Annotated in this window: 22 protein-coding genes; 8 read left to right on the top strand and 14 right to left on the bottom strand. The window is 73.3% G+C overall.

Features of this window, described 5'->3' with window-relative positions:
- Window positions 1–65: 65 nt before the first annotated feature.
- Window positions 66–791, bottom strand: coding sequence for a TetR/AcrR family transcriptional regulator (locus ABT106_RS24960; protein ID WP_351281302.1), 726 nt, complete (start codon window positions 789–791; stop codon window positions 66–68).
- Window positions 792–931: 140 nt separating this feature from the next.
- Here ABT106_RS24960 and ABT106_RS24955 point away from each other — a divergent pair, with 140 nt between their 5' ends.
- The 3 genes from ABT106_RS24955 to gdhA all read left to right on the top strand — a co-directional run bounded on the left by ABT106_RS24955 (window position 932) and on the right by gdhA (window position 4,317).
- Window positions 932–2,155 carry a saccharopine dehydrogenase family protein gene (locus tag ABT106_RS24955; protein WP_351281299.1) on the top strand — a complete coding sequence of 408 codons (1,224 nt, stop codon included), beginning with the start codon at window positions 932–934 and terminating at the stop codon, window positions 2,153–2,155.
- Window positions 2,156–2,302: 147 nt separating this feature from the next.
- Window positions 2,303–2,755, top strand: coding sequence for a GvpU-like protein (locus tag ABT106_RS24950; RefSeq protein ID WP_351281296.1), 453 nt, complete (start codon window positions 2,303–2,305; stop codon window positions 2,753–2,755).
- Window positions 2,756–2,967: 212 nt separating this feature from the next.
- A complete protein-coding gene (gdhA, locus tag ABT106_RS24945) occupies window positions 2,968–4,317 on the top strand; it encodes an NADP-specific glutamate dehydrogenase (RefSeq protein ID WP_351281293.1) in 1,350 nt (449 codons plus the stop codon).
- A gap of 145 nt (window positions 4,318–4,462) precedes the next feature.
- Here gdhA and ABT106_RS24940 read toward each other — a convergent pair whose 3' ends face one another.
- The 5 genes from ABT106_RS24940 to ABT106_RS24920 form a co-directional block, all read right to left on the bottom strand.
- Window positions 4,463–4,684, bottom strand: coding sequence for a DUF6479 family protein (locus ABT106_RS24940; RefSeq protein WP_351281291.1), 222 nt, complete (start codon window positions 4,682–4,684; stop codon window positions 4,463–4,465).
- A 159-nt stretch (window positions 4,685–4,843) separates the two neighbouring features.
- A complete protein-coding gene (locus tag ABT106_RS24935; protein ID WP_351281288.1) occupies window positions 4,844–6,352 on the bottom strand; it encodes a glutamate synthase subunit beta in 1,509 nt (502 codons plus the stop codon).
- Window positions 6,353–6,489: 137 nt separating this feature from the next.
- Window positions 6,490–6,717, bottom strand: a complete 228-nt coding sequence (locus ABT106_RS24930; protein ID WP_351281286.1) for a hypothetical protein — start codon at window positions 6,715–6,717, stop codon at window positions 6,490–6,492.
- Between the two features lie 40 nt (window positions 6,718–6,757).
- Window positions 6,758–7,951, bottom strand: coding sequence for a serine hydrolase domain-containing protein (locus tag ABT106_RS24925; protein WP_502979470.1), 1,194 nt, complete (start codon window positions 7,949–7,951; stop codon window positions 6,758–6,760).
- 169 nt (window positions 7,952–8,120) lie between these two features.
- Entirely contained in the window at window positions 8,121–9,314 is a 1,194-nt protein-coding gene (locus tag ABT106_RS24920) for a serine hydrolase domain-containing protein (RefSeq protein ID WP_351281284.1), read from the bottom strand.
- Window positions 9,315–9,507: 193 nt separating this feature from the next.
- Here ABT106_RS24920 and ABT106_RS24915 point away from each other — a divergent pair, with 193 nt between their 5' ends.
- Together ABT106_RS24915 and ABT106_RS24910 are read left to right on the top strand one after the other, a co-directional pair.
- Window positions 9,508–9,789 carry a DUF6400 family protein gene (locus tag ABT106_RS24915; RefSeq protein ID WP_351281281.1) on the top strand — a complete coding sequence of 94 codons (282 nt, stop codon included), beginning with the start codon at window positions 9,508–9,510 and terminating at the stop codon, window positions 9,787–9,789.
- Window positions 9,776–10,033 carry a hypothetical protein gene (locus tag ABT106_RS24910; protein WP_351281279.1) on the top strand — a complete coding sequence of 86 codons (258 nt, stop codon included), beginning with the start codon at window positions 9,776–9,778 and terminating at the stop codon, window positions 10,031–10,033. The genes ABT106_RS24915 and ABT106_RS24910 overlap by 14 nt, the downstream gene beginning before the upstream one ends.
- A gap of 251 nt (window positions 10,034–10,284) precedes the next feature.
- Here the strand turns inward: ABT106_RS24910 and ABT106_RS24905 are convergent, their stop codons facing one another.
- From ABT106_RS24905 to ABT106_RS24880, 6 genes are all read right to left on the bottom strand, one after another.
- Window positions 10,285–10,971, bottom strand: coding sequence for a ScbR family autoregulator-binding transcription factor (locus tag ABT106_RS24905; protein WP_351281276.1), 687 nt, complete (start codon window positions 10,969–10,971; stop codon window positions 10,285–10,287).
- 225 nt (window positions 10,972–11,196) lie between these two features.
- A complete protein-coding gene (locus tag ABT106_RS24900) occupies window positions 11,197–12,465 on the bottom strand; it encodes a YhgE/Pip domain-containing protein (RefSeq protein WP_351281274.1) in 1,269 nt (422 codons plus the stop codon).
- A gap of 66 nt (window positions 12,466–12,531) precedes the next feature.
- Window positions 12,532–12,888, bottom strand: a complete 357-nt coding sequence (locus ABT106_RS24895; protein WP_351281272.1) for a hypothetical protein — start codon at window positions 12,886–12,888, stop codon at window positions 12,532–12,534.
- A 128-nt stretch (window positions 12,889–13,016) separates the two neighbouring features.
- Entirely contained in the window at window positions 13,017–13,175 is a 159-nt protein-coding gene (locus ABT106_RS24890) for a hypothetical protein (RefSeq protein WP_351281270.1), read from the bottom strand.
- Window positions 13,176–13,208: 33 nt separating this feature from the next.
- A complete protein-coding gene (locus tag ABT106_RS24885; protein WP_351281267.1) occupies window positions 13,209–14,108 on the bottom strand; it encodes an NAD-dependent protein deacetylase in 900 nt (299 codons plus the stop codon).
- A gap of 150 nt (window positions 14,109–14,258) precedes the next feature.
- Window positions 14,259–14,687, bottom strand: a complete 429-nt coding sequence (locus ABT106_RS24880) for an ATP-binding protein (protein WP_351281265.1) — start codon at window positions 14,685–14,687, stop codon at window positions 14,259–14,261.
- Between the two features lie 341 nt (window positions 14,688–15,028).
- On the opposite strand from ABT106_RS24880, the gene ABT106_RS24875 reads away from it, so the two are divergent.
- Both ABT106_RS24875 and ABT106_RS24870 read left to right on the top strand, forming a co-directional pair.
- Window positions 15,029–15,376: an STAS domain-containing protein gene (locus ABT106_RS24875; RefSeq protein WP_351281263.1), complete on the top strand. Its 348-nt coding sequence runs from the start codon at window positions 15,029–15,031 to the stop codon at window positions 15,374–15,376.
- Between the two features lie 32 nt (window positions 15,377–15,408).
- The gene (locus ABT106_RS24870; RefSeq protein ID WP_351281260.1) at window positions 15,409–15,645 is read left to right on the top strand and encodes a hypothetical protein; all 237 of its coding nucleotides are present in this window, start codon (window positions 15,409–15,411) and stop codon (window positions 15,643–15,645) included.
- Between the two features lie 58 nt (window positions 15,646–15,703).
- Here ABT106_RS24870 and ABT106_RS24865 read toward each other — a convergent pair whose 3' ends face one another.
- Entirely contained in the window at window positions 15,704–16,756 is a 1,053-nt protein-coding gene (locus tag ABT106_RS24865; protein WP_351281257.1) for a glycoside hydrolase family 26 protein, read from the bottom strand.
- Between the two features lie 229 nt (window positions 16,757–16,985).
- Window positions 16,986–17,486: a GNAT family N-acetyltransferase gene (locus ABT106_RS24860; protein WP_351281255.1), complete on the bottom strand. Its 501-nt coding sequence runs from the start codon at window positions 17,484–17,486 to the stop codon at window positions 16,986–16,988.
- A 362-nt stretch (window positions 17,487–17,848) separates the two neighbouring features.
- Between ABT106_RS24860 and ABT106_RS24855 the strand changes: the two genes are divergently transcribed.
- Window positions 17,849–18,130 carry a hypothetical protein gene (locus ABT106_RS24855; RefSeq protein ID WP_351281252.1) on the top strand — a complete coding sequence of 94 codons (282 nt, stop codon included), beginning with the start codon at window positions 17,849–17,851 and terminating at the stop codon, window positions 18,128–18,130.
- The last annotated feature ends 100 nt before the right edge of the window (window positions 18,131–18,230 follow it).

The raw sequence follows: 18,230 nt of genomic DNA, 5'->3' as shown, positions 1-18,230 counted from the left end.
GCATCGCCGCGGACGCGTCCTTCGCCGTAGGCGCGTGCGGCCCGGCGGCCGTCCCTTCCCGGCCCTCAGGCCCCGCCGTCCGGGACGGGCCCCGCGCCCGTGAGCTCCGCCGCCGCGCTCGCGAGCAGCATGTCCAGCGCCGTCGGGTAGGCGCTGGCCGTCATGCGCGCGGCCAGCAGCCCGGCCGTCGCCGCGATGTGCGGGTAGGGGCCCTCCGGCAGCCGGGCGTACGTCGACTCCCACCGGCCCTCGTCGGCCTCCCGCGAGGCGTCGGCCAGCGCCAGGGCGCCGGCGTCCAGCGCCGCGAAGGCGAGGCTCTGGTCGATGAAGGCGTGGTAGATCCGCACCGCGGCCGGGTCCGGGAACCCGGCCGTGCGCAGGATCCCGAGGATCGCCTCGTCCGCCGCGATCTCCCGCGGCCGCCCCGTCACACGGCTGGCGGTGAGCACCGCGGCCTGCGGGTGGGCGAGATACGCGCCGTGAATGCGCAGGCCGAGTTCCCGCAGGTCGCCGCGCCACGCTCCGGTGGGGGACCAGCCCGCCAGGGCCCGGCCGATCAGCTCCTCGCCGATCGCGAGCGTGAGGTCGTCCATCCCCGAGAAGTACCGGTACAAGGTGCTCGGGTCCGCCCCGAGAGCCGACCCGAGCCGCCGCGCCGACAGCCCGGCGCCCCCGTGCTCGCGCAGCATCCGCAGCGCCGTCTCCACGATCAGCCGCTCCGACAGGACCGTTCCCCGCAAGGTGGGACGGCGCCGCCTGCGCGCCTCCTCGGGGACCACCTTCTTCGCCATCGCGGTACCGATTCCTTCCCGGATGAACCGCCCGCCGTGCACCGGTGGCCTTATGCCAACAGCATTGACCTTAATCTCACCGCCCGGGTTTCATCCCTTCCGGGAGGAGCGGACCTCTCATTCGACGAAGGGTTCCTGTCATGCGTGTACTGCTCGTCGGCGCCGGAGGCGTCGGGACGGCGATCACCCGGATCGCGGCCCGCCGCGACTTCTTCGACCATCTCGTCGTCGCCGACTACGACCTGTCCCGCGCCGAGGCCGCCGTCGCCGCGCTGGACGACCGGGGCGTCCGGTTCAGCGCCTGCCGCGTCGACGCCTCGGACGAGGCCGCCGTGACCGCGCTGCTCACCGAGCGGCGGTGCGACGTCCTCGTGAACGCCACGGATCCGCGGTTCGTCATGCCGCTGTTCCGGGCGGCCCTGGCCGCCGGCACGCACTACCTGGACATGGCGATGTCGCTGTCCCGCCCGCACCCCGGCCGGCCCTACGACGAGTGCGGGGTCAAGCTCGGCGACGAGCAGTTCGAGCGGGCCCGGGAGTGGGAGAAGTCCGGCCGGCTCGCCCTCGTCGGCATGGGGGTGGAGCCCGGGCTGTCGGACGTGTTCGCCCGCTACGCCGCCGAGGAGCTCTTCGACGAGATCGAGGAGATCGGCGTGCGCGACGGCGCGAACCTGACCGTGGAGGGCTACGACTTCGCCCCGTCCTTCAACATCTGGACCACCATCGAGGAGTGCCTCAACCCGCCGGTGGTCTACGAGGCGGACCGCGGCTGGTTCACGACGGAGCCCTTCAGCGAGCCGGAGGTCTTCGACTTCCCCGAGGGCATCGGCCCGGTCGAGTGCGTGAACGTCGAGCACGAGGAGGTGCTGCTGATCCCCCGCTGGGTCGACGTCCGCCGGGTCACCTTCAAGTACGGCCTCGGCGACGACTTCATCGGCAAGCTCAAGACCCTGCACGCCCTGGGGCTGGACTCGACCGCCCCGGTGACGGTCCACGGCGACGCGGGACCCGTCCGGGTCTCGCCGCGTGACGTGGTCGCCGCCTGCCTGCCGGACCCGGCCACCCTGGGGGACCGGATGAAGGGCAAGACCTGCGCCGGAACCTGGGTCAAGGGCGTCAAGGACGGCCTGCCGCGCGAGGTGTACCTCTACCACGTGGTCGACAACGAGTGGTCCATGCGCGAGTACGGCTCCCAGGCCGTGGTCTGGCAGACCGCCATCAACCCGGTGGTGGCGCTGGAGCTGATGGCCACCGGGGTCTGGTCGGAGCCGGGCGTCCTCGGCCCCGAGGCCCTGCCGCCCCGGCCCTTCCTCGACCTGCTCACCGCCTACGGCTCCCCGTGGGCCGTACGCGACCAGAGCTGACGGGCGTCCCACGGCCGCCGTACGCCACACGCCACACGCCGGCCGCCGGTCCGAGCGGACGGCGCCCCCGGTACGGTGGGGGCGGTTCGCGCTGTCGACGGTGCCACCAGGTTCCCGGTCGGCGCGGCCGACGGGAGGGAAGCCTCGATGTCCGAATCCGAAGCCGCAGGACCGGAGCAGCGGGACGACACCGCGCATCCGAACGTGGTCGAGCCGTTCCTGGACCTCGACCTGCAGATGCTGATCAGCATGCTGGACGGTGACGAGACCGGGCAGTCCCACTTCGGTGTCTCGCTGAACATCCCCGGCGGCGTCCTCTACGGCCAGGCGATCAGCCGCAAGGCGTACGAGGAGGAGTGGGAGAACAGCCTGCGCGACGCGTCCGGGTCGGGATCGGAGTCACTCGCCCGGGTTCCCCGGCTCGTCCGGGAGGCCGTCCGCGAGGAACTCGGTTCCCGCACGCCGGCCCTGCTGCCCCGGTGGGTGCACCTGCGCGAGGCCACGTTCCTCACGGGCGCGGCGAACCAGACCATGCGCTACGCCCTGTGGCGCGGCCGCCTCGCGGACGTCGCGGGGTGGTCGCTTTCCCTCCCCTCGTAAACGGGGTCCCCTCCCCTCGTGAACGGGGTCCCCTCCCCTCGTGAACGGGGTCCCCGCCCCCCGGGGCGGGGACCCCGGCGGGGCGCGGGGCCGGGGCCCGGGAGGGGGCGGCTGGAGCGGGGCTGGAGCCGCCCTCCGGGCCCAGCGTCACGCACGGTACGCTCCCGGCCCGGGCCCGCACGCCCGGCCGGCTGCAAGGGAGAGGAACACACGTGACCGTAGCCAAGGACAGGCTCGACGCACTCCGGGCCGAAATCGAGCGCCGCAACCCGGCTCAGCCCGAGTTCCACCAAGCCGTGCGGGAGGTGCTCGACACCCTCGCCCCGGTGTTCGCCGCGCGCCCCGCCTACGCGGAGTCCGGGCTCCTGGAGCGGCTCCTGGAGCCCGAGCGCCAGATCATCTTCCGCGTCCCGTGGACGGACGACCGGGGCCGGGTGCACGTCAACCGCGGCTATCGGGTGGAGTTCAACAGCGCCCTCGGCCCGTACAAGGGCGGCCTGCGCTTCCACCCGTCCGTCGACATCGGCGTGGTGAAGTTCCTCGGCTTCGAGCAGATCTTCAAGAACGCGCTGACCGGGCTGGGCATCGGCGGCGGCAAGGGCGGCAGCGACTTCGACCCGCACGGCAAGTCCGACGCCGAGGTCATGCGCTTCTGTCAGTCCTTCATGACCGAGCTGTACCGGCACATCGGCGAGCACACGGACGTACCGGCCGGTGACATCGGCGTCGGCGGCCGCGAGATCGGCTACCTGTTCGGCCAGTACCGGCGGATCACCAACCGCTGGGAGGCCGGCGTCCTGACCGGCAAGGGCATCGGCTGGGGAGGCTCGTCGATCCGCCCCGAGGCCACCGGCTACGGCAGCGTGCTGTTCGCGGCCGAGATGCTGAACGTCAGGGGCGAGTCGCTGGACGGGCTCAGTGCCGTCGTCTCGGGCTCCGGAAACGTCGCCCTCTACACGATCGAGAAGCTCCAGCAGCTCGGCGCCAACCCGCTGACCTGCTCGGACTCGCAGGGCTACGTGGTCGACGACAAGGGCATCGACCTGCCCCTGCTACGGCAGATCAAGGAAGTCGAGCGCGGGCGCGTCAGCGAGTACGCGGTGCGGCGCGGTTCCTCCGCCCGCTTCGTACCCGGGGGCCGGGTCTGGGAGGTCCCTGCGGACGTGGCCTTCCCCTCCGCGACCCAGAACGAACTCGGCGCCGAAGACGCCCGCACGCTCATCGCGAACGGCGTCAAGGCGGTCTCCGAGGGCGCGAACATGCCCACCACCCCCGAGGCCGTCCACCTCTTCCAGGCGGCCGGCGTGGCCTTCGGCCCCGGCAAGGCCGCCAACGCGGGCGGAGTCGCGGTCAGCGCGCTGGAGATGGCCCAGAACGCGGGCCGGGTCGCGTGGGACCGCGGCCGCGTCGAGGAGGAACTCGCCGGGATCATGCGGTCGATCCACGCGGTGGCCCACGAGACGGCCGAGCGATACGGGACCCCCGGCGACTACGTGGCCGGCGCCAACATCGCCGGGTTCGAACGGGTCGCCGACGCGATGCTGGCCCAGGGCGTCATCTAGTGCCGTGACCGCAGAGGTCCACCGGGTCGCGACACCCGGCCGCACCCCGAGGTTCGCCCCGGGGTGCGGCCGAAGCGGGCCGTGGGGCGACGCCGGAGCGGCACGCCCCCGACCCGCGCCGGGGTCCCGCCGGCCGGTGGCCGGGTCAGGGCCGCGGACGGGTCGCGTCCGGGTCCTCGTCGGGCGTCTGCCAGGAGTCCTGACGGGCCTGGGCCTGCGGGCTCTGATCCGCCGGCCGTGCCCCGGGGTCCTTGAGCCTGGAGGCGCGCCGGCTTCCGTACCAGAACGCCCCGATCAGGAGAGCGGCCACTACCACTCCGGCCACGATGAGGAAGAGGGACGTCGAACCGTCGGCCGCGAGAGTCATGGAGGTGATCATGGGCTGCGTCTACCCGGTCTCGCGCGTTCTGCACGCCCCGGCCCTCCGGCGTCTCCTGCGGATCGTGCCGGGCCCGCGTTGCCGCCAACGCGGCGAGGTGCGGCACCGGACCACGCGGACCGGGCCGACACGACCGAACGCGGCGCCCTAGAAGCCGCCGTAGCGCATGCGGCCCAGCGCCGTCATGGGCCGGTCGTGAGCGGCGACGGGGGCCGGGAGGCAGGTCGAGCCGGTCAGGTAGCGGTCCACCGCGGCGGCCGCCGCCCGCCCCTCGGCTATGGCCCACACCACCAGGGACTGGCCGCGCCCCGCGTCGCCCGCGACGAACACGCCGGGCGCCCGCCCGCCGCCGGCCGCGAAGGACGCGTCGCGCACGAAGTTCCCGAGGTCGTCGCGCTCCAGCCCCAGCTGCTCGCACAGGCCGCCGGCCCGCTCGGGCCCGGAGAACCCCAGGGCCAGCAGCACCAGCCCGGCCGGGATCACGCGGCCGGTGCCCGCCAGGGGCTTGCGGGCCTCCGGCTCGACGGCGGTCAGGCACATCGCCCGCACCCGGCCCGAGGCGTCCCCCTCGAAGCGCAGGGTGGCGCAGGAGAAGGAGCGGGGATCGCGGCCCTCGCGCCCGCGGGCCTCCTCGTGGGCATGGGACACGCGGTACACCTTCGGGTACACCGGCCAGGGCTCCCCGGCGGACCGGTCCGGCCCGGGCTCCGGGTTGATGTCGAGCTGGACCACGGAGAGCGCACCCTGCCGCAGGGCCGTGCCCAGGCAGTCGGAGCCGGTGTCACCCCCGCCGACGATCACCACGTGCAGGCCCGCGGCGGTGACCGGCGACCGGGCGTGGTCGCCCTCCCGCACCCGGTTGGCGAGGGTCAGGTAGTCCAGCGCCTGGTGGATGCCGCGCAGCGCCCGGCCGGGAACCGGCAGCTCCCGCCGCTCACCGGCCCCGACCGCGACGACGAGCGCGTCACACCGGCTCCGCAGCTCGGCCGCGCCCGTCGAACCGCCGACGTCCGCATCCGTCACGAACGCGGTGCCCTCCGCCCGCATCTGCTCGATCCGCCGGTCCAGGTGCGACTTCTCCATCTTGAACTCGGGGATGCCGTAGCGCAGCAGTCCGCCGACCCGGTCGGCCCGCTCGTGCACGACCACGGTGTGCCCGGCCCGCGTCAGCTGCTGCGCCGCTGCCAGCCCGGCCGGTCCGGAGCCGACGACGGCGACGGTCTTGCCGCTGTGGCGTTCGGGCGGCCTCGGGACGGCGTATCCGCGCCGCTTGCCCTCGTCCGCGATCACCTGCTCGACGTTCTTGATCGTCACCGGATCCGCGTTGATCGACAGCACGCAGGCGTCCTCGCAGGGCGCCGGGCAGAGCCGGCCGGTGAACTCCGGGAAGTTGTTCGTCGCGTGCAGCCGCTCGTACGCGGCGCGCCAGTCGCCCCTGGCCGCGTACGCGTTCCACTCCGGCACGAGGTTTCCCAGCGGGCAGCCCGTGTGGCAGAACGGGATGCCGCAGTCCATGCAGCGGTCGGCCTGCTGGGAGACGAGCGGAAGCAGCGCCTGGCCCGCGTACACCTCGTGCCAGTCGCCGAGCCGCTCCCCGACGGTACGGGCGGGGACCGGCTTGTGGGGGATCCTGAGGAAGCCGAACGGATCGGTCACACGCCCGCCTCCCTGGATCGTTCGCGGTGTGGGCGCGGTACCGGCGCGTACGGCGCGTTCCGTGTGCTGCCTGTGGCGGTTCGACCAGATTACGCCGCCTTCGGCGCTGACTCCCAGGTGGAACGGCGGCCTGCCCCTCAGTCCCGCCCGGGCGGGACGGTGGACGCGCCGCCGGGGGCCCGGCGGGGGCGGGTGTCCAGCAGGCTCCACACCCGGCGGCCGTCCTCGGCGGCGTCGCTGCCGCAGCTCGCCGTGCCGCTGACGGCGGCGACACGGGTCAGGAACGCGTCGTCGTCCGGGGCCGGCCCGGAGCGGTCGCTGAGAACGCCGATGAGGATCATCTGGTCCTGGTCGGCCGCGTGCACGCTGATCCGCCTGCCGCCGTCCGCGCGCCGGACCGGGGGGTCACTCGCGCAGCAGCGCGCACACGAAGTCCTCCTGGACCGAGCGGACTTGCGCGAGCAGGTCGGGGGCGAGGGTGAGCGAGGTCTGCGCGGTGATCGAGAAGGTGAGGGAGCGGCGGCCGTCCGCGGTGGCCGCCACCAGCTGCGTGTAGCCGGCCGTGTTGCCCGTGTGGCCGTACACCACCCCGCAGCGCGTCGTGTAGCGGTAGACGGCCAGTCCCGCATCGTTGCGGCCGGGGCCGGGGGGCTGCGAGAGCGCGCCCGGGATGAACGTGAACTGCTCCTCACGGGTCCGGTTCGAGACGAGCGTGCCGCCCGCGTAGCCCCGGATGAACTTGGTCAGGTCCTTCGGCGTCGAGACGATGCCGCCGGCGGCCCAGGCTCCCGACGCGCTCACGGCCTCGCTGACGTCGACCGGCTCGGCGGGCGGCTCCACCTGGTAGCCGTGGAGGAAGGGTTCGGGCAGCCGGTATCCCTGCGGCAGGCTCGTCCGTTCCAGCCCCAGCGGTTCGTACACGAGCTCGCGGAGCAGTCCCTCGTACCGGTGTCCGGTGACCGCCTCGGCCATGAGGGCGACGGCGATGTTGTCGGAGTTGGAGTACTGGTACCGGCTTCCCGGGCGGAACGCGAGGTCCTCGTCGGCGACGAACTCCAGGAGCCGCCGGGAGTCGAAGCGGTGGCGGGGGTCCGCCGAGATGACGTCGATGAAGTCCTGGGAACCGGAGTAGTCGGGCAGTCCGCTCGTGTGGTTGAGGAGTTGGCGCAGCGTCACCCGGTGCCAGGCGGCCGGCTGGCCCGGCAGCACCTCTCCGATGGTGGAGTCCAGGCCCAGCCGGCCGCGGTCGACGAGCCGGAGCGCCACCGCCCCGCTGAAGGCTTTGGCGACGCTGGCGATCCGCATGTGGTCGCCCGCCTTCGGCGGCCGGCCGCTCTCCACGTCGGCCACGCCCGCCCGGTAGACCTCCGTACGGTCGCCGTCCTGGAGTACGGCGATGACGCCGGGGGGACCGCCGGGGGTGGCCACCAGGTCCCGCAGCTCCTGCTGGAGGGTGGCTCCGGGAGGCGGATCGCGGTCCTCCCCGGCCCGCGCCGGCTGGATCAGACCGCCGAGTACGGCGCCGCACACGGCGGTCGCCGCGACCAGGCGCAACGACGGGCGGATCCGGCGTTCGAGGCCGTACGGGCGTGGGGACACGGAGGTACCTCCAGGGGGAGACGGAACGCGGTGGCCCACGATGACAGGGGCCGGAGGGGCGGCGGCGGCGACGCGGCCGCCCGCCGACGTGCCGTGGCCCGTCCGGCCCTGCCGTCGCCGGGGCGCGCGTCGCGTTGCGCTGTCCGGCTTCCGGGCGGCGGCGCCCGGGTTACGCCGCCGGCGTGATGATCTTCGCGATCTCCAGGAAGAGCTCGGTGGCGTGGTCCTCGTCGAGCGTCGCGAACGACCGGTTCATCTCCACGATCACGGTGGCGCCGCCCTTCGGGTTCTGGAACATCGCCGTGTTGTAGCCGAGGATCGTCCCGTTGTGCCCGAGCCACCCGTCGAACGACGCGATGCCCAGCCCGTACGCCACCCGTACCGGCTCGGTGGCGATGGGGACGAACCGGAGCCGCTGCCGCTGGAGTTCGGGAGTGAGCAGCTTCTCGCCCGTCGCGACCTCCCGGGCCCAGACCCGCAGGTCAACGAGGTCCGAGAGCATCGCGCCCGCGCCCGCCGCATAGGACGGGTTGGAGCGCGTGGTGTCGGTCATCGTGCCGTCCGGTCCGGCCGTGTACCCCGACGCGAACGGCTCCTGGATGTCGGAGTCCGTCGGATAGCTCGTGGCGGTCAGCTTCAGGGGCCGCGCGATGTCGGCCCGCATCCACTCCGCCAAGGGCTTCCCGCCGACCTTCTCCACGATGTCACCGAGCAGCACGTAATTGGTGTCCGAGTACTTGATGCCCTTGCCCGGCGCGAAGTACGGCGCGTGGCGGCGCGCGATGTCGAGGGCGTCCTGCGTGCGGAACGGGGCGTCGGGGTGCGTGGTGTACTGCTTCAGCCAGGCCGGATCGTCGGTGTAGCTGTAGATCCCCGAGGTCATGTTCAGCAGCTGGCGGATGGTGATGTCGCCGCCGCCGGGCCAGCTGACGTAGGTGTCCAGGGAATCGTCGAGCCGGAGCTTTCCGGCGCGCACGAGCTGGAGCACGGCCGTGCCGGTGAAGGTCTTGGTGATGCTGGCGATGCGGACCTTGTCGTCCCGGGCGATCGGCTCCTTCGTGTCGAGGTCCGCCGTCCCGACGGAATAGCCCCACTCGCCCGTCCCGGGCACGTTGACGTCCACGCGCACGCCGGGCACCTTGTTCGTCCGCCAGGCGCCGTCGACCGCGGCCCGCAGTTTCCGCTCGATGTCGGCGGGCAGCGGTCTCCGGGCCACCGCAGTGCCGGTGGGCTCGCCCGTGCCGGTGGGAGCGGCGCTGCCGGTGCTCGCGGAGGGGCCCAGGGCCTTCGGCGCGCTGTTCGGCGTACAGCCCGCCGTGAGGCAGGCCAGCCCTGCCAGTGCCACCACCGTGACGGTGCCCACCCTGAATCCCGGCCGTCCCATCCGCTTCACCGCGCCGCCTCTCGTGACCGATATGCCGCATTCATCACGCGACCATACGTCTGCGGCCCGGCCGAAGGCGCGATGCCACGAGCACGGTGGGGGAGAGGGGCGAGACGTGACTCCGCACACCCTCCCTTGACCGGACAAGGAAGGGTTACCTAAGTTCGACGGCATGACCCCGTCTCTCCCCACACCTCCCACCGGCCCGTCCGAGCCCGCCGCCTCCCGGCTGGTCGACTTCGCGGTCGACCTCACCTCCCAGGAGGTCCTGCGCCGGGCTCAGGTCATGGCCGCGCTCGGGCCCGACTGGGACCCGGTCGAGGTGCTGCGCGGCGAGGACGCGGCGTACGACCTGCTGTACTCGGGGCTCGACGCGGAGCAGCAGCGGCTGTACGACGGCCTGGTCACGGCCGGCGTCCTCCCGGGACGCGGGGGCGGCCGTGCTGCCTCTTGACCCGCAGGCCGACATCGGGCGCCGCGCCTGGGTCGCCTGCCCGAACTGCCGCGACACCCACGGGTGCGCGACGTGCGAGGAGCGGCGGGCGTGCTCCACGCACTGGCGCTACCTGCTCACCAACACCGGCAGCCTGCTGCACCTGCAGTGCCCCGGCTGCGCCCACGTGTGGGTGCACGAGAGCGGCTTCGGCGCCACGCGCTCCGTGTGGAGCCGCATCACGAGCGGCCTGCCGCGGTTCTGACCCGGGCCCGCCCGACCAGACCCACCCCGACCAGATCCAGACCAGTCCGACCCGGTCCGGCCCGCCTGCCCCTCTCGCGCCCTCACCCGCAGGTCGGAGCCCCGCTTGCTCCCGTGCTCCGCACTCCCGGCACGCGCCCGCGCTGCCGTGCGTGCCGGTTTCGGGGGAGGAGCAGGGCGGCCTCTCTCACGCCGTGGTGAGCACCCCCGTGGTTCGCCACGGCGTGGGTGAGGCCGCCCTGGTTTCTGGGGTCAGCCGGCCGTGGCCGTGACGGTGGCTGCGGTGGGGGCGGCGTCGGCGAGTCCGAGCCGGGCTCGGCAGCCGGGTGAGCCCGCCGGGTCGAACAGCGGGATGCGGTCGGCGGGCGTGATGCCGGGGAGGAGGTAGTTCCACATGTCCAGGACACGCGTGTGGAGGTCGCCGCGGGCGGTCCGCACGTGTGAGGTGACCTGGATGCCGGTGAACGAGCCGACCAGGAACGTGGAGAGGGCGTAGGCGTCGAGCGCGACGTGGACGTCGCCGCGATCCTGAGCCGGCATCAGGCAGCGGTGGCAGGTGTCGATCCAGGAGTTGTACGGGGAGGGGTCGGGGTCGGTGAACGAGCCGAACTCGATGAGCAGCCGGATCCCGGCGCGGACGCGGGCGTTGCTGCGCAGCGCGTGCGCCATCTGGTGGGTGAGGTCGATGACGGTCTGCAGGCCCGGGTCCTCGATGGTGGCGACGCCTTCGGCGACCTGGAACTGCTCGTCCATCAGGGCCCGGGCGAGGGCGTCCTTGGACTGGAAGTGAAAGTAGAGGGCGCCCTTGGTGACCCCGGCGTGCCGGACGACGTCGCTGAGGCTCGTGCCGTCGAATCCGGAGTGGTCGAAGGCGACGGCCGCGCCGTCGAGGATGGCCTGCCGGGTGATCTCGGCTCGTTCCTGCCTGACCCTGGCCACGTGCTTCTCCCCGTCGACGGCTGCTTCCGCAGGGCCAATGTAGTGGAAGGCAGGCGAAGTAAACCAGTCAACCAGTTTGTTCTTGCGTCGAAGTGGCTTCGTTTCATCGGGAATTGATGGTGTTCGCGGCAATACTTCCTGGTGGAGCCGGGTGCGGTGACGGGTGGGTCCGCGCCTTCGCCGCGGGCCGGCCCCGGCTCGGCCGCCTGCTCGGAGGAGCCGTGGTCAGGCGGGTTGTGGGGTGAGGCGCTTGTGGCCCTTGCGGTCGTAATACGCGGTCATGGCGAAGCCGAAGACCAGGGCCAGGACGGTGCCGATCGCGATCATGACCCAGGCGCGGGCGAGTCCGGCATCGGCGCGGGCATCGAAGTAGAGGATCGCGCGCACCCCGTCACCGAGTTGGCGCATGGGCTCGAAGTGGGACAGGAAGCGGTAGAAGCCGGGTACGGCCTGGAGCGGGATGGTGGCCCCCGACGACGGCAGGCCCAGCACGATGAACACGAACATGGACACCAGCTGGCCGAGCCCGCCGAACGCGGCGTTGATGGCCTGGACACCCAGGCCGACGGCCAGGGCCGCGCAGTAGGAGTAGACCCACAACAGGGGCAGGTGGGAGGCGTCCATTCCCAGGACGGTCACGCAGGCCAGGAGCACCAGGGCGGTGCTGACGAGCGTGATGCCCGCGGTCATCAGCATCTTCAGCAGCAGCGTCTGCGTACGGCTGATCGGTACGGTCGGGCGCCGGGTGTGCCAGGGGCCGATCTCGTTGTCGGCGTAGCCCAGGGCGGTGTCGACCGAGCTGCTGATGACGTTGCCGCCCATGAAACCGGCCAGCACGAGCAGCAGCGTGTAGTAGAAGGCGGTGAGGCCGAGTCCGCTGTGGGTGCCGATCGGGTGACCGACCTGGGTGACCACGTCGACCGGGTCGGCGAGCAGCAGCTTCGCGGTGGTGTCCGCCTGCGCACCGGCCGATGCCGTGAGCTGCCGGCCGATCGACCGTGAGGCGCCGTGGGCGGCCTGGGTGGTGATCTGGCTCGCGAGGGAGGAGCCCAGGCTCCCCTTCCCGGGGTTGGTGAGCACGGTGATCACCGGCTGTCGCGTGGCCCCGGGGGTGGTCAGGGCGGCGACGGAGTCGGTGAAGCCGGCCGGGATGACCAACGCGCCGTAGATCTTGCCCGAGTCGAGCTGGTCCTGGGCCTGGGCGCGGGTCAGCCGGCGCCAACCGGCTTTGCCGCCCGCGTCGTCCGAGGCGATGGCCGCCGCGATCCGGGTACCGAGGTTCTCCCGCTGCCCGGGCGGCGGCTTGCCCAGGTCGTCGTTCACGAGGGCGATGGGCAGATCGCGGAGGTCCGCGTTGGGGTTGACGACTCCGCCCATGTAGAGCAGGGACAGGAGCAGGGCCAGCAGCCCGGTGAGGATGGTGGGCGCCACCCACAGTCGGGGGCGGCGCAGCAGCGTCGTGGCATGGGCTTCGGGGGTGGCTGACGTGGACATGAGTCTCCGTGGGTTCCCGGCGGCGCCGGGTGCGAGCGGTGGCTGGGTGCGGCCGGGCCGCCGCGGCTACCGTGCGGGCGCGGCGCCCGCGGGCGTGGTGGCATCCGGCACGGCGCCCGCGCGCGCGGCGGCCCCGGGCGCCGTGGCCTCCGGCTCGGTGACCGGGCCGGGGACGGCGGGCACGATGGCGTACTGGGGACAGGGAGCGGTGAAGCACTGCTTGGGCGCCGGCACGCAGACGAAGCCCGCGGCCGGCCTCACGACGTCGCAAGGGCTCGCGGCGACGGTGTCCGAGGACGGGGGTGCGGGCGGCCACGAGTCCGCCCGGGCGGTGCTCACCGCGGCGAACAGGAGCGGCGCGACGACCAGCGACAGGCAGCCGGCGAGCCCGCCCGGGCGGAGGGACGTACGGAAGAGGGCCATGCACCGCAGCCAAGCACCCCCACCGCACGCCGCGGGGCAGGCGTGCCCCTGAGGTCACCCGTAAGAAATCCGCCGCCCGCCCCGCACCCGTATCCGCGCGTCGGGGCCGGAGCGCGTCGGCCGCCCCGTCAGGGGGCGAACAGCGGCGTCACGGCGGCCTCCGAGCCACTGTTCCAGTACGGCACGCGGGCCTTGTCGTCCACGTATAAGCCGCCCTTCGGCAGCTCCAGGAGCATTCCCTCGTCCGCGGGGCTGTCCGGGCGCTGGCCGTGCGGCGCGAGCGCCATGCCGGGGCGGGAGGCCAGGTCCAGGACCCCGGTTCAGGTCGCCGGCCGGCCGTCGGTGTCGAGGCCCAGCCGGTCGGACAGGGCGGTGAGCGTCGTGCCGAGGGGGAGCGCGACCCGGGTGACGGCGTGCCGGTCCCCCCGGGTGGGGTCCCGGTTGACGATCAGTACGGGCTTCCCGGCGCGGGCCGCCTGGCGGACGAACCGGAGCCCGGACATCACCGTCAGCGACGACCCCAGGACCAGCAGTGAGGTCGCCGCGCCGACCAGTTCGCGGCAGTGCTCGACCCGCTCCGGCGGTACGGTTTCGCCGAAGAACACCACGTCCGGTTTGAGGATCCCGCCGCACCTGGAGCAGGACACCACGGAGAAGTCCCCGACCTGCTCGTCGGTGAGGTCGGCGTCCCCGTCGGGGTTCAGTCCGGCTGCCACCGGGGCGAAGCCGGCATTGGCCTCCTCCAGCCGCAGGGCGAGTTCGCCGCGCGCGCTGAAGGCACCACAGGAAAGGCAGACGACCCGGTCCAGGCTCCCGTGGAGTTCCACCACGCCCTCGCTGCCGGCGGCCTGGTGCAGGCCGTCCACGTTCTGGGTGATCACACCCGCGAGGAGACCGTGCCGCCCGAACGCCGCCACGGCCCGGTGCCCGGCGTTCGGCCGGGCTCCGCCGAAGGTACGCCAGCCGAGGTGGCCGCGCGCCCAGTACCGGCGCCGAGCCTGGGCGCTCGCGGTGAACTCCTGGTAGGTCATCGGGGTGTGCCGCCTCAGGCTGCCGCCCTCGCCGCGGTAGTCGGGGATGCCCGACTCCGTGGAGATCCCGGCCCCGCTGAGCACCAGCACCCCGCCGGCCCTCAGCGCGTCGGCGACCGGCTCCGGATCCGTGGTGCCGGGCAGGAGGTCCTCGGTGGGCGTCCAGCTCAACGTGGGGCGCATGCGCATGCCGCCAGGGTACGGAACCCGCCGGGCGGAGGCGGGACGGCCGTCGCCGGACGCCCCTGCGCCGGCGGACGGCGCATCGCGGCGGCACGCGAAGACGCGGGGCCCGCGCGGGCCCCGCTCCGCCCGGAGGGCGGCTCCGGCGAGCTCCGGTCAGCTCCGGTCACTGCGCTTCGTGCCGTCGAGACAGAACCACAGCCACTTGCCGAAGCCGTCCGTACTGATGCCCCAGGCCGCGCTGAGCGCGTCGATGATCCCCAGGCCCCGGCCGGACTCGCGCACGGCGCTGTCCATGACCGTGCCCGCTCCGGGGGCGCCCGCTTCCCCGGCGGGGCGCGCCACCTCCGCGCACGCGTCCCGGACGGCGCACATGAGCGCACCGGTCTCCGCGTAGTGCCGGATGACCAGCCGCAGACGGTCGCTCTCCGTGTGCTCCACCGCGTTGGCCACGGCCTCGGAGAGCAGCAGCGAACCCTCATCGGCGAGATCGCGGTCGCTCACGTACGCGCTCAGGGCGCGACGCGCATGACCGGCGGCTTGCAGGGTGCTGGGCAGTGAGATGTCGATCATCTGGGCGGACACCACAGGCTCCTAGCGGTAGGACGTGGACCAGGCCGGGGCGGAAAGCGTTGCTCCGCCGCTCTCACGGTAGGCGCCGCAAGGCGGGCGCCACCACGGCCGAGAGGCCATCACCGACCCGGCCATACGGAGGAGGCACGCCGCGTACGCCGCGTCCGCGTGCGGTGACGCCCCGCACTCGTGTCCGGGGCCGTGTCGTGGTGAATCGGGGGTCGTTGGGGAAGGCGTCCGGCAAGGCCCGAAGCCGGGAGCAGGCCGTGAAACCGCCCCGCACGCTCCGGTTGTCCCGGCCGCGGCCGGGACGGAGCAGGGTGAGCGGGGTGTCGGCGGTGAGGAGCGGACAGGTGGGGCAGCAGGTACGGGTGGAGTCGGGCACCGACGGGATCCGGATCATCGCGTGCACAGGAGAGTTCGAGTACGGCGCGCTCGGCCCGCTGCGGACCGCGGCCGAGGCGGCCGCGGCGGATCCGGAGGTCCGCCGGATCGTCCTGGACGTGCGAGGGGTCACCTTCGCCGATTCCTCCATGCTCGCCCTGATGCTGTTCATGCTGCGGACCGGCCGCCTGGTCCTGGCGGGTCCGCTGCCCCCGCAGCTCGACCGGCGCCTGAGCCTGACCATGATGCGTGACCTGTTCACCGTCACCGACGGGAGCACGGCGGTGCGCGCACTCCGGGCCGTGGGCGGCTCGTAGCGGCTCGCCGCGGTGGGTCCGTCCCGGCGGCGGTGCTTTCCGGGAACAAGGCCGCGGACACCGCGGTCGCCGAGCTCCCGACGGGCCGGCTCGTCGAGCTCGGGCCGACCACCTCCCGCGGCACCCCCGCGGGTACCGCCCCGGGCGGTCCCGGCCCGACGACGACGTCCGGTCCGTCGACATCGTCACCCCGGACCGGAACAAGACCCACCTACGACATCGACGCGGCCAAGGGCACCGTCGTGCGCGAGCACGTGGACCGCGACTGACCGCCCGCACGCTCAGGCGCCCCCGGTCCGCCCCCGGCCGGCCACCGCACCGTCCGCGTCAGCGTCGGTCCCACGGCCTGAGCCCGTAGTCCCCCAGGCCGGAGCGGAACGGCCCGCCATGACCCCGCGGGGCGGACAGGGACTCCCGGAACACTCCTGAGGAACGAGGGTTCTGGCCGCACTGCCACACGCCGTGCGGGCAGTAGTCGGTGATGCTGTGGTAGAGCGGCTTGTGCTCGGCGATCCAGGCCAGCATGCGCCGCATGTACTCGGGATTGTCGCCGTTGCGGAACAGCCCCCATTCGGGGTACGAGATCCGCTTGCCGTGGGCCTTCGCGAAGTCGACCTGCTGTTGGAGTCCGTAGGGCTGGGCGACCTGCTCGTCGAACGTACGGCCCGGCGCCTGGTCGTAGGTGTCCATGCCGATGACGTCCACCACGTCGTCGCCCGGATAGCACGAGGTCCAGGCGATCGCGTCGCCGCCGCGATTGGGGGCGAAGTCGAAACGGAACCGCTGCCCCTCCACCGCGCGCATGGCAGCCACGATGCGCCGCCAGTAGCCCTTCCAGCTCTCGGGGGCGGGCCGGCACCGGTGGGTGTAGTCGAAGCCGTTCATCTCCCAGCCGAGCACGACCACCGTGTCCGGTACCCCGAGGGCGACCAGACGCGTGGCCAGGCGCCGGAAGTGGTGATCGTACTCACCCCGCGCGCCGGAGCGGATCAGTTCCGCGACCCGTGCATCGGGGACACCGGCTTCGCTGTGCTCCAGCATCGGCACGTTCAGGACGAACAGCCGGTCCGCCCGAGCGTTGCGCCAGCGCGCCCAGCTGCGCAGGGAATCGGGTGCCCCTTCGATGTTCGACCAGGTGTCGCCGGGAAGGTAGGTGTGCCCGGCACGCAGCTCCGTCCCCCCGAGCCAGCGCGAGAACTCCTCCATCCTCTCGACGCCGGGCGAGCCGTAGTGGAGGTAGGCGCCGACCGCGACCTCGGTCCCGGTGTCGCGGCCGGAACCCACGCGCGGCGGCGGGGCGAGGACGCCGCCGGTGACGAGCAGGGCGGCCACGACCGTACCCGTGAAGGTGCCCGCCAGCCGGCGGCCCCGATGGGACATGATGCCTCCACACGCCTCGCGAGCCGATGTCTCAGGCAGCGACGGTAGGCACCTCCTCTGTCGCACGGCCCGTCCAGTGACCCCTTGGTGAGCCATTCGCGGCAGCCGGCCGCTTCCGCTTGATCCGACCGGGCGAACGGACCGAGCGGGCGAAGGACGCGACCCTCCGGCCACCCGGCCACCGAGGACGCCGAACGCGCCCGCTCGCCCGTCGGTGACGGAACGGTCCTCAGCGGCCGGGCGACGGAGCCAGTGCGAGGACGCCCACCCGTTGGCCGCCGCTGAGTTCGCCGGTGGGGGTGAAACCGAGCCCCAGATAGAACGGTTCGGGGGTGCGCTCGCCGGTGTCCCAGCAGACGTACGCCCGGTCCGCGCCCCGGCCGCGGATCTCCTGGAGGACGGCGCCGACCGCGAAGCGGCCGTACCCCTTGCCCTGATGGTCGGCGTCGATGTTGAGCCGCCAGATGCCCGAGCGTACGTCGGCGGGGTCCTCGGCCGGGTTCCACGGTATGTCGAGGAAAGCCATGACGAAGCCGACCACCTCACCGCCGTCGACGACGGCCCGCGGCCAGGCCACCTCGCCGTGGGCGTATGCCTCCGCCAGGGACTTCATGACGGGGGACACCAAGTGACCTTGATCGGGGCGTACGTGGACCGCGCACACGGCGTCGATGTTCTGCGAGGTGACGGGTTCCAGGCGAAGTGCCTTCAGGGACGGGGCTTCAGACATGATCACAGGGTAACTACGCGCCGCTCGGGCGATGCTGAGGGGCCGCCCGGCCGCCCGGCCGGCGTCGGGGCAGCGGCGCCGGAGCCGAAGGCGGTCCGCGATCATCACCCGCCCGGTGCGGCCCGGCCCCGCCCGGTGCCGCCGGCCCCGCCCGGTTCGGGCGGGGCCGGCCCTTACGGGTACGCCGGCCCGCGAGGCCCCCGGCGGGGAACGGGCGCACACTGGGGGGAACGGCGACCGGTGCCGCCGTACGGGCGCCGCCGTGCGCGTGATCCGTACGGGCCCGGCCGCGCATGCCGCGCGCCGGTGCGCATCGGCGATACCCGCCGGAGCGTGGACGGCCCCGTGAGACGGAGGAGCCGATGACGCCGCCTGCCGAACAGGACACGAGCCGCCCCCCGGCCGCCCTGGCCGCGCCCTCGTGGCGGATCACCAGTGGCTCGCCCGAACCCGAGGAAGTGGCCGCGGTCGCGGTGGCCCTGTCGGCGGCCCTGGCCGCGCGGATCGCCGAGGCGCTGGACGAGGCGGAGGAGGAAGCGGCGACGGAGCGTGAAGCCGCCCGCTGGGCGCCCGCGGCGGCCCGCCGCAAGGCGGCCACCTCCTGGACCGCCGGTACTCGCCCGGGCTGGCGCGTCAGCCACTGATCCGCCGCCCCGGCCGGGACTCGTCCCGGCGGAACCGCGCGGGTGCACACGTCGTAAGGGCCCGACCATCCGGCCCCCCACTCGAAGCACTACAACTTAA

It is taken from the genome of Streptomyces sp. NPDC002044, from assembly GCF_040296725.1.
Taxonomy (GTDB): Bacteria; Actinomycetota; Actinomycetes; order Streptomycetales; family Streptomycetaceae; genus Streptomyces; species Streptomyces antarcticus.
The sequence above is the reverse complement of the archived record's forward strand: the minus strand, read 5'-3'. Positions and strand labels throughout refer to the sequence as shown.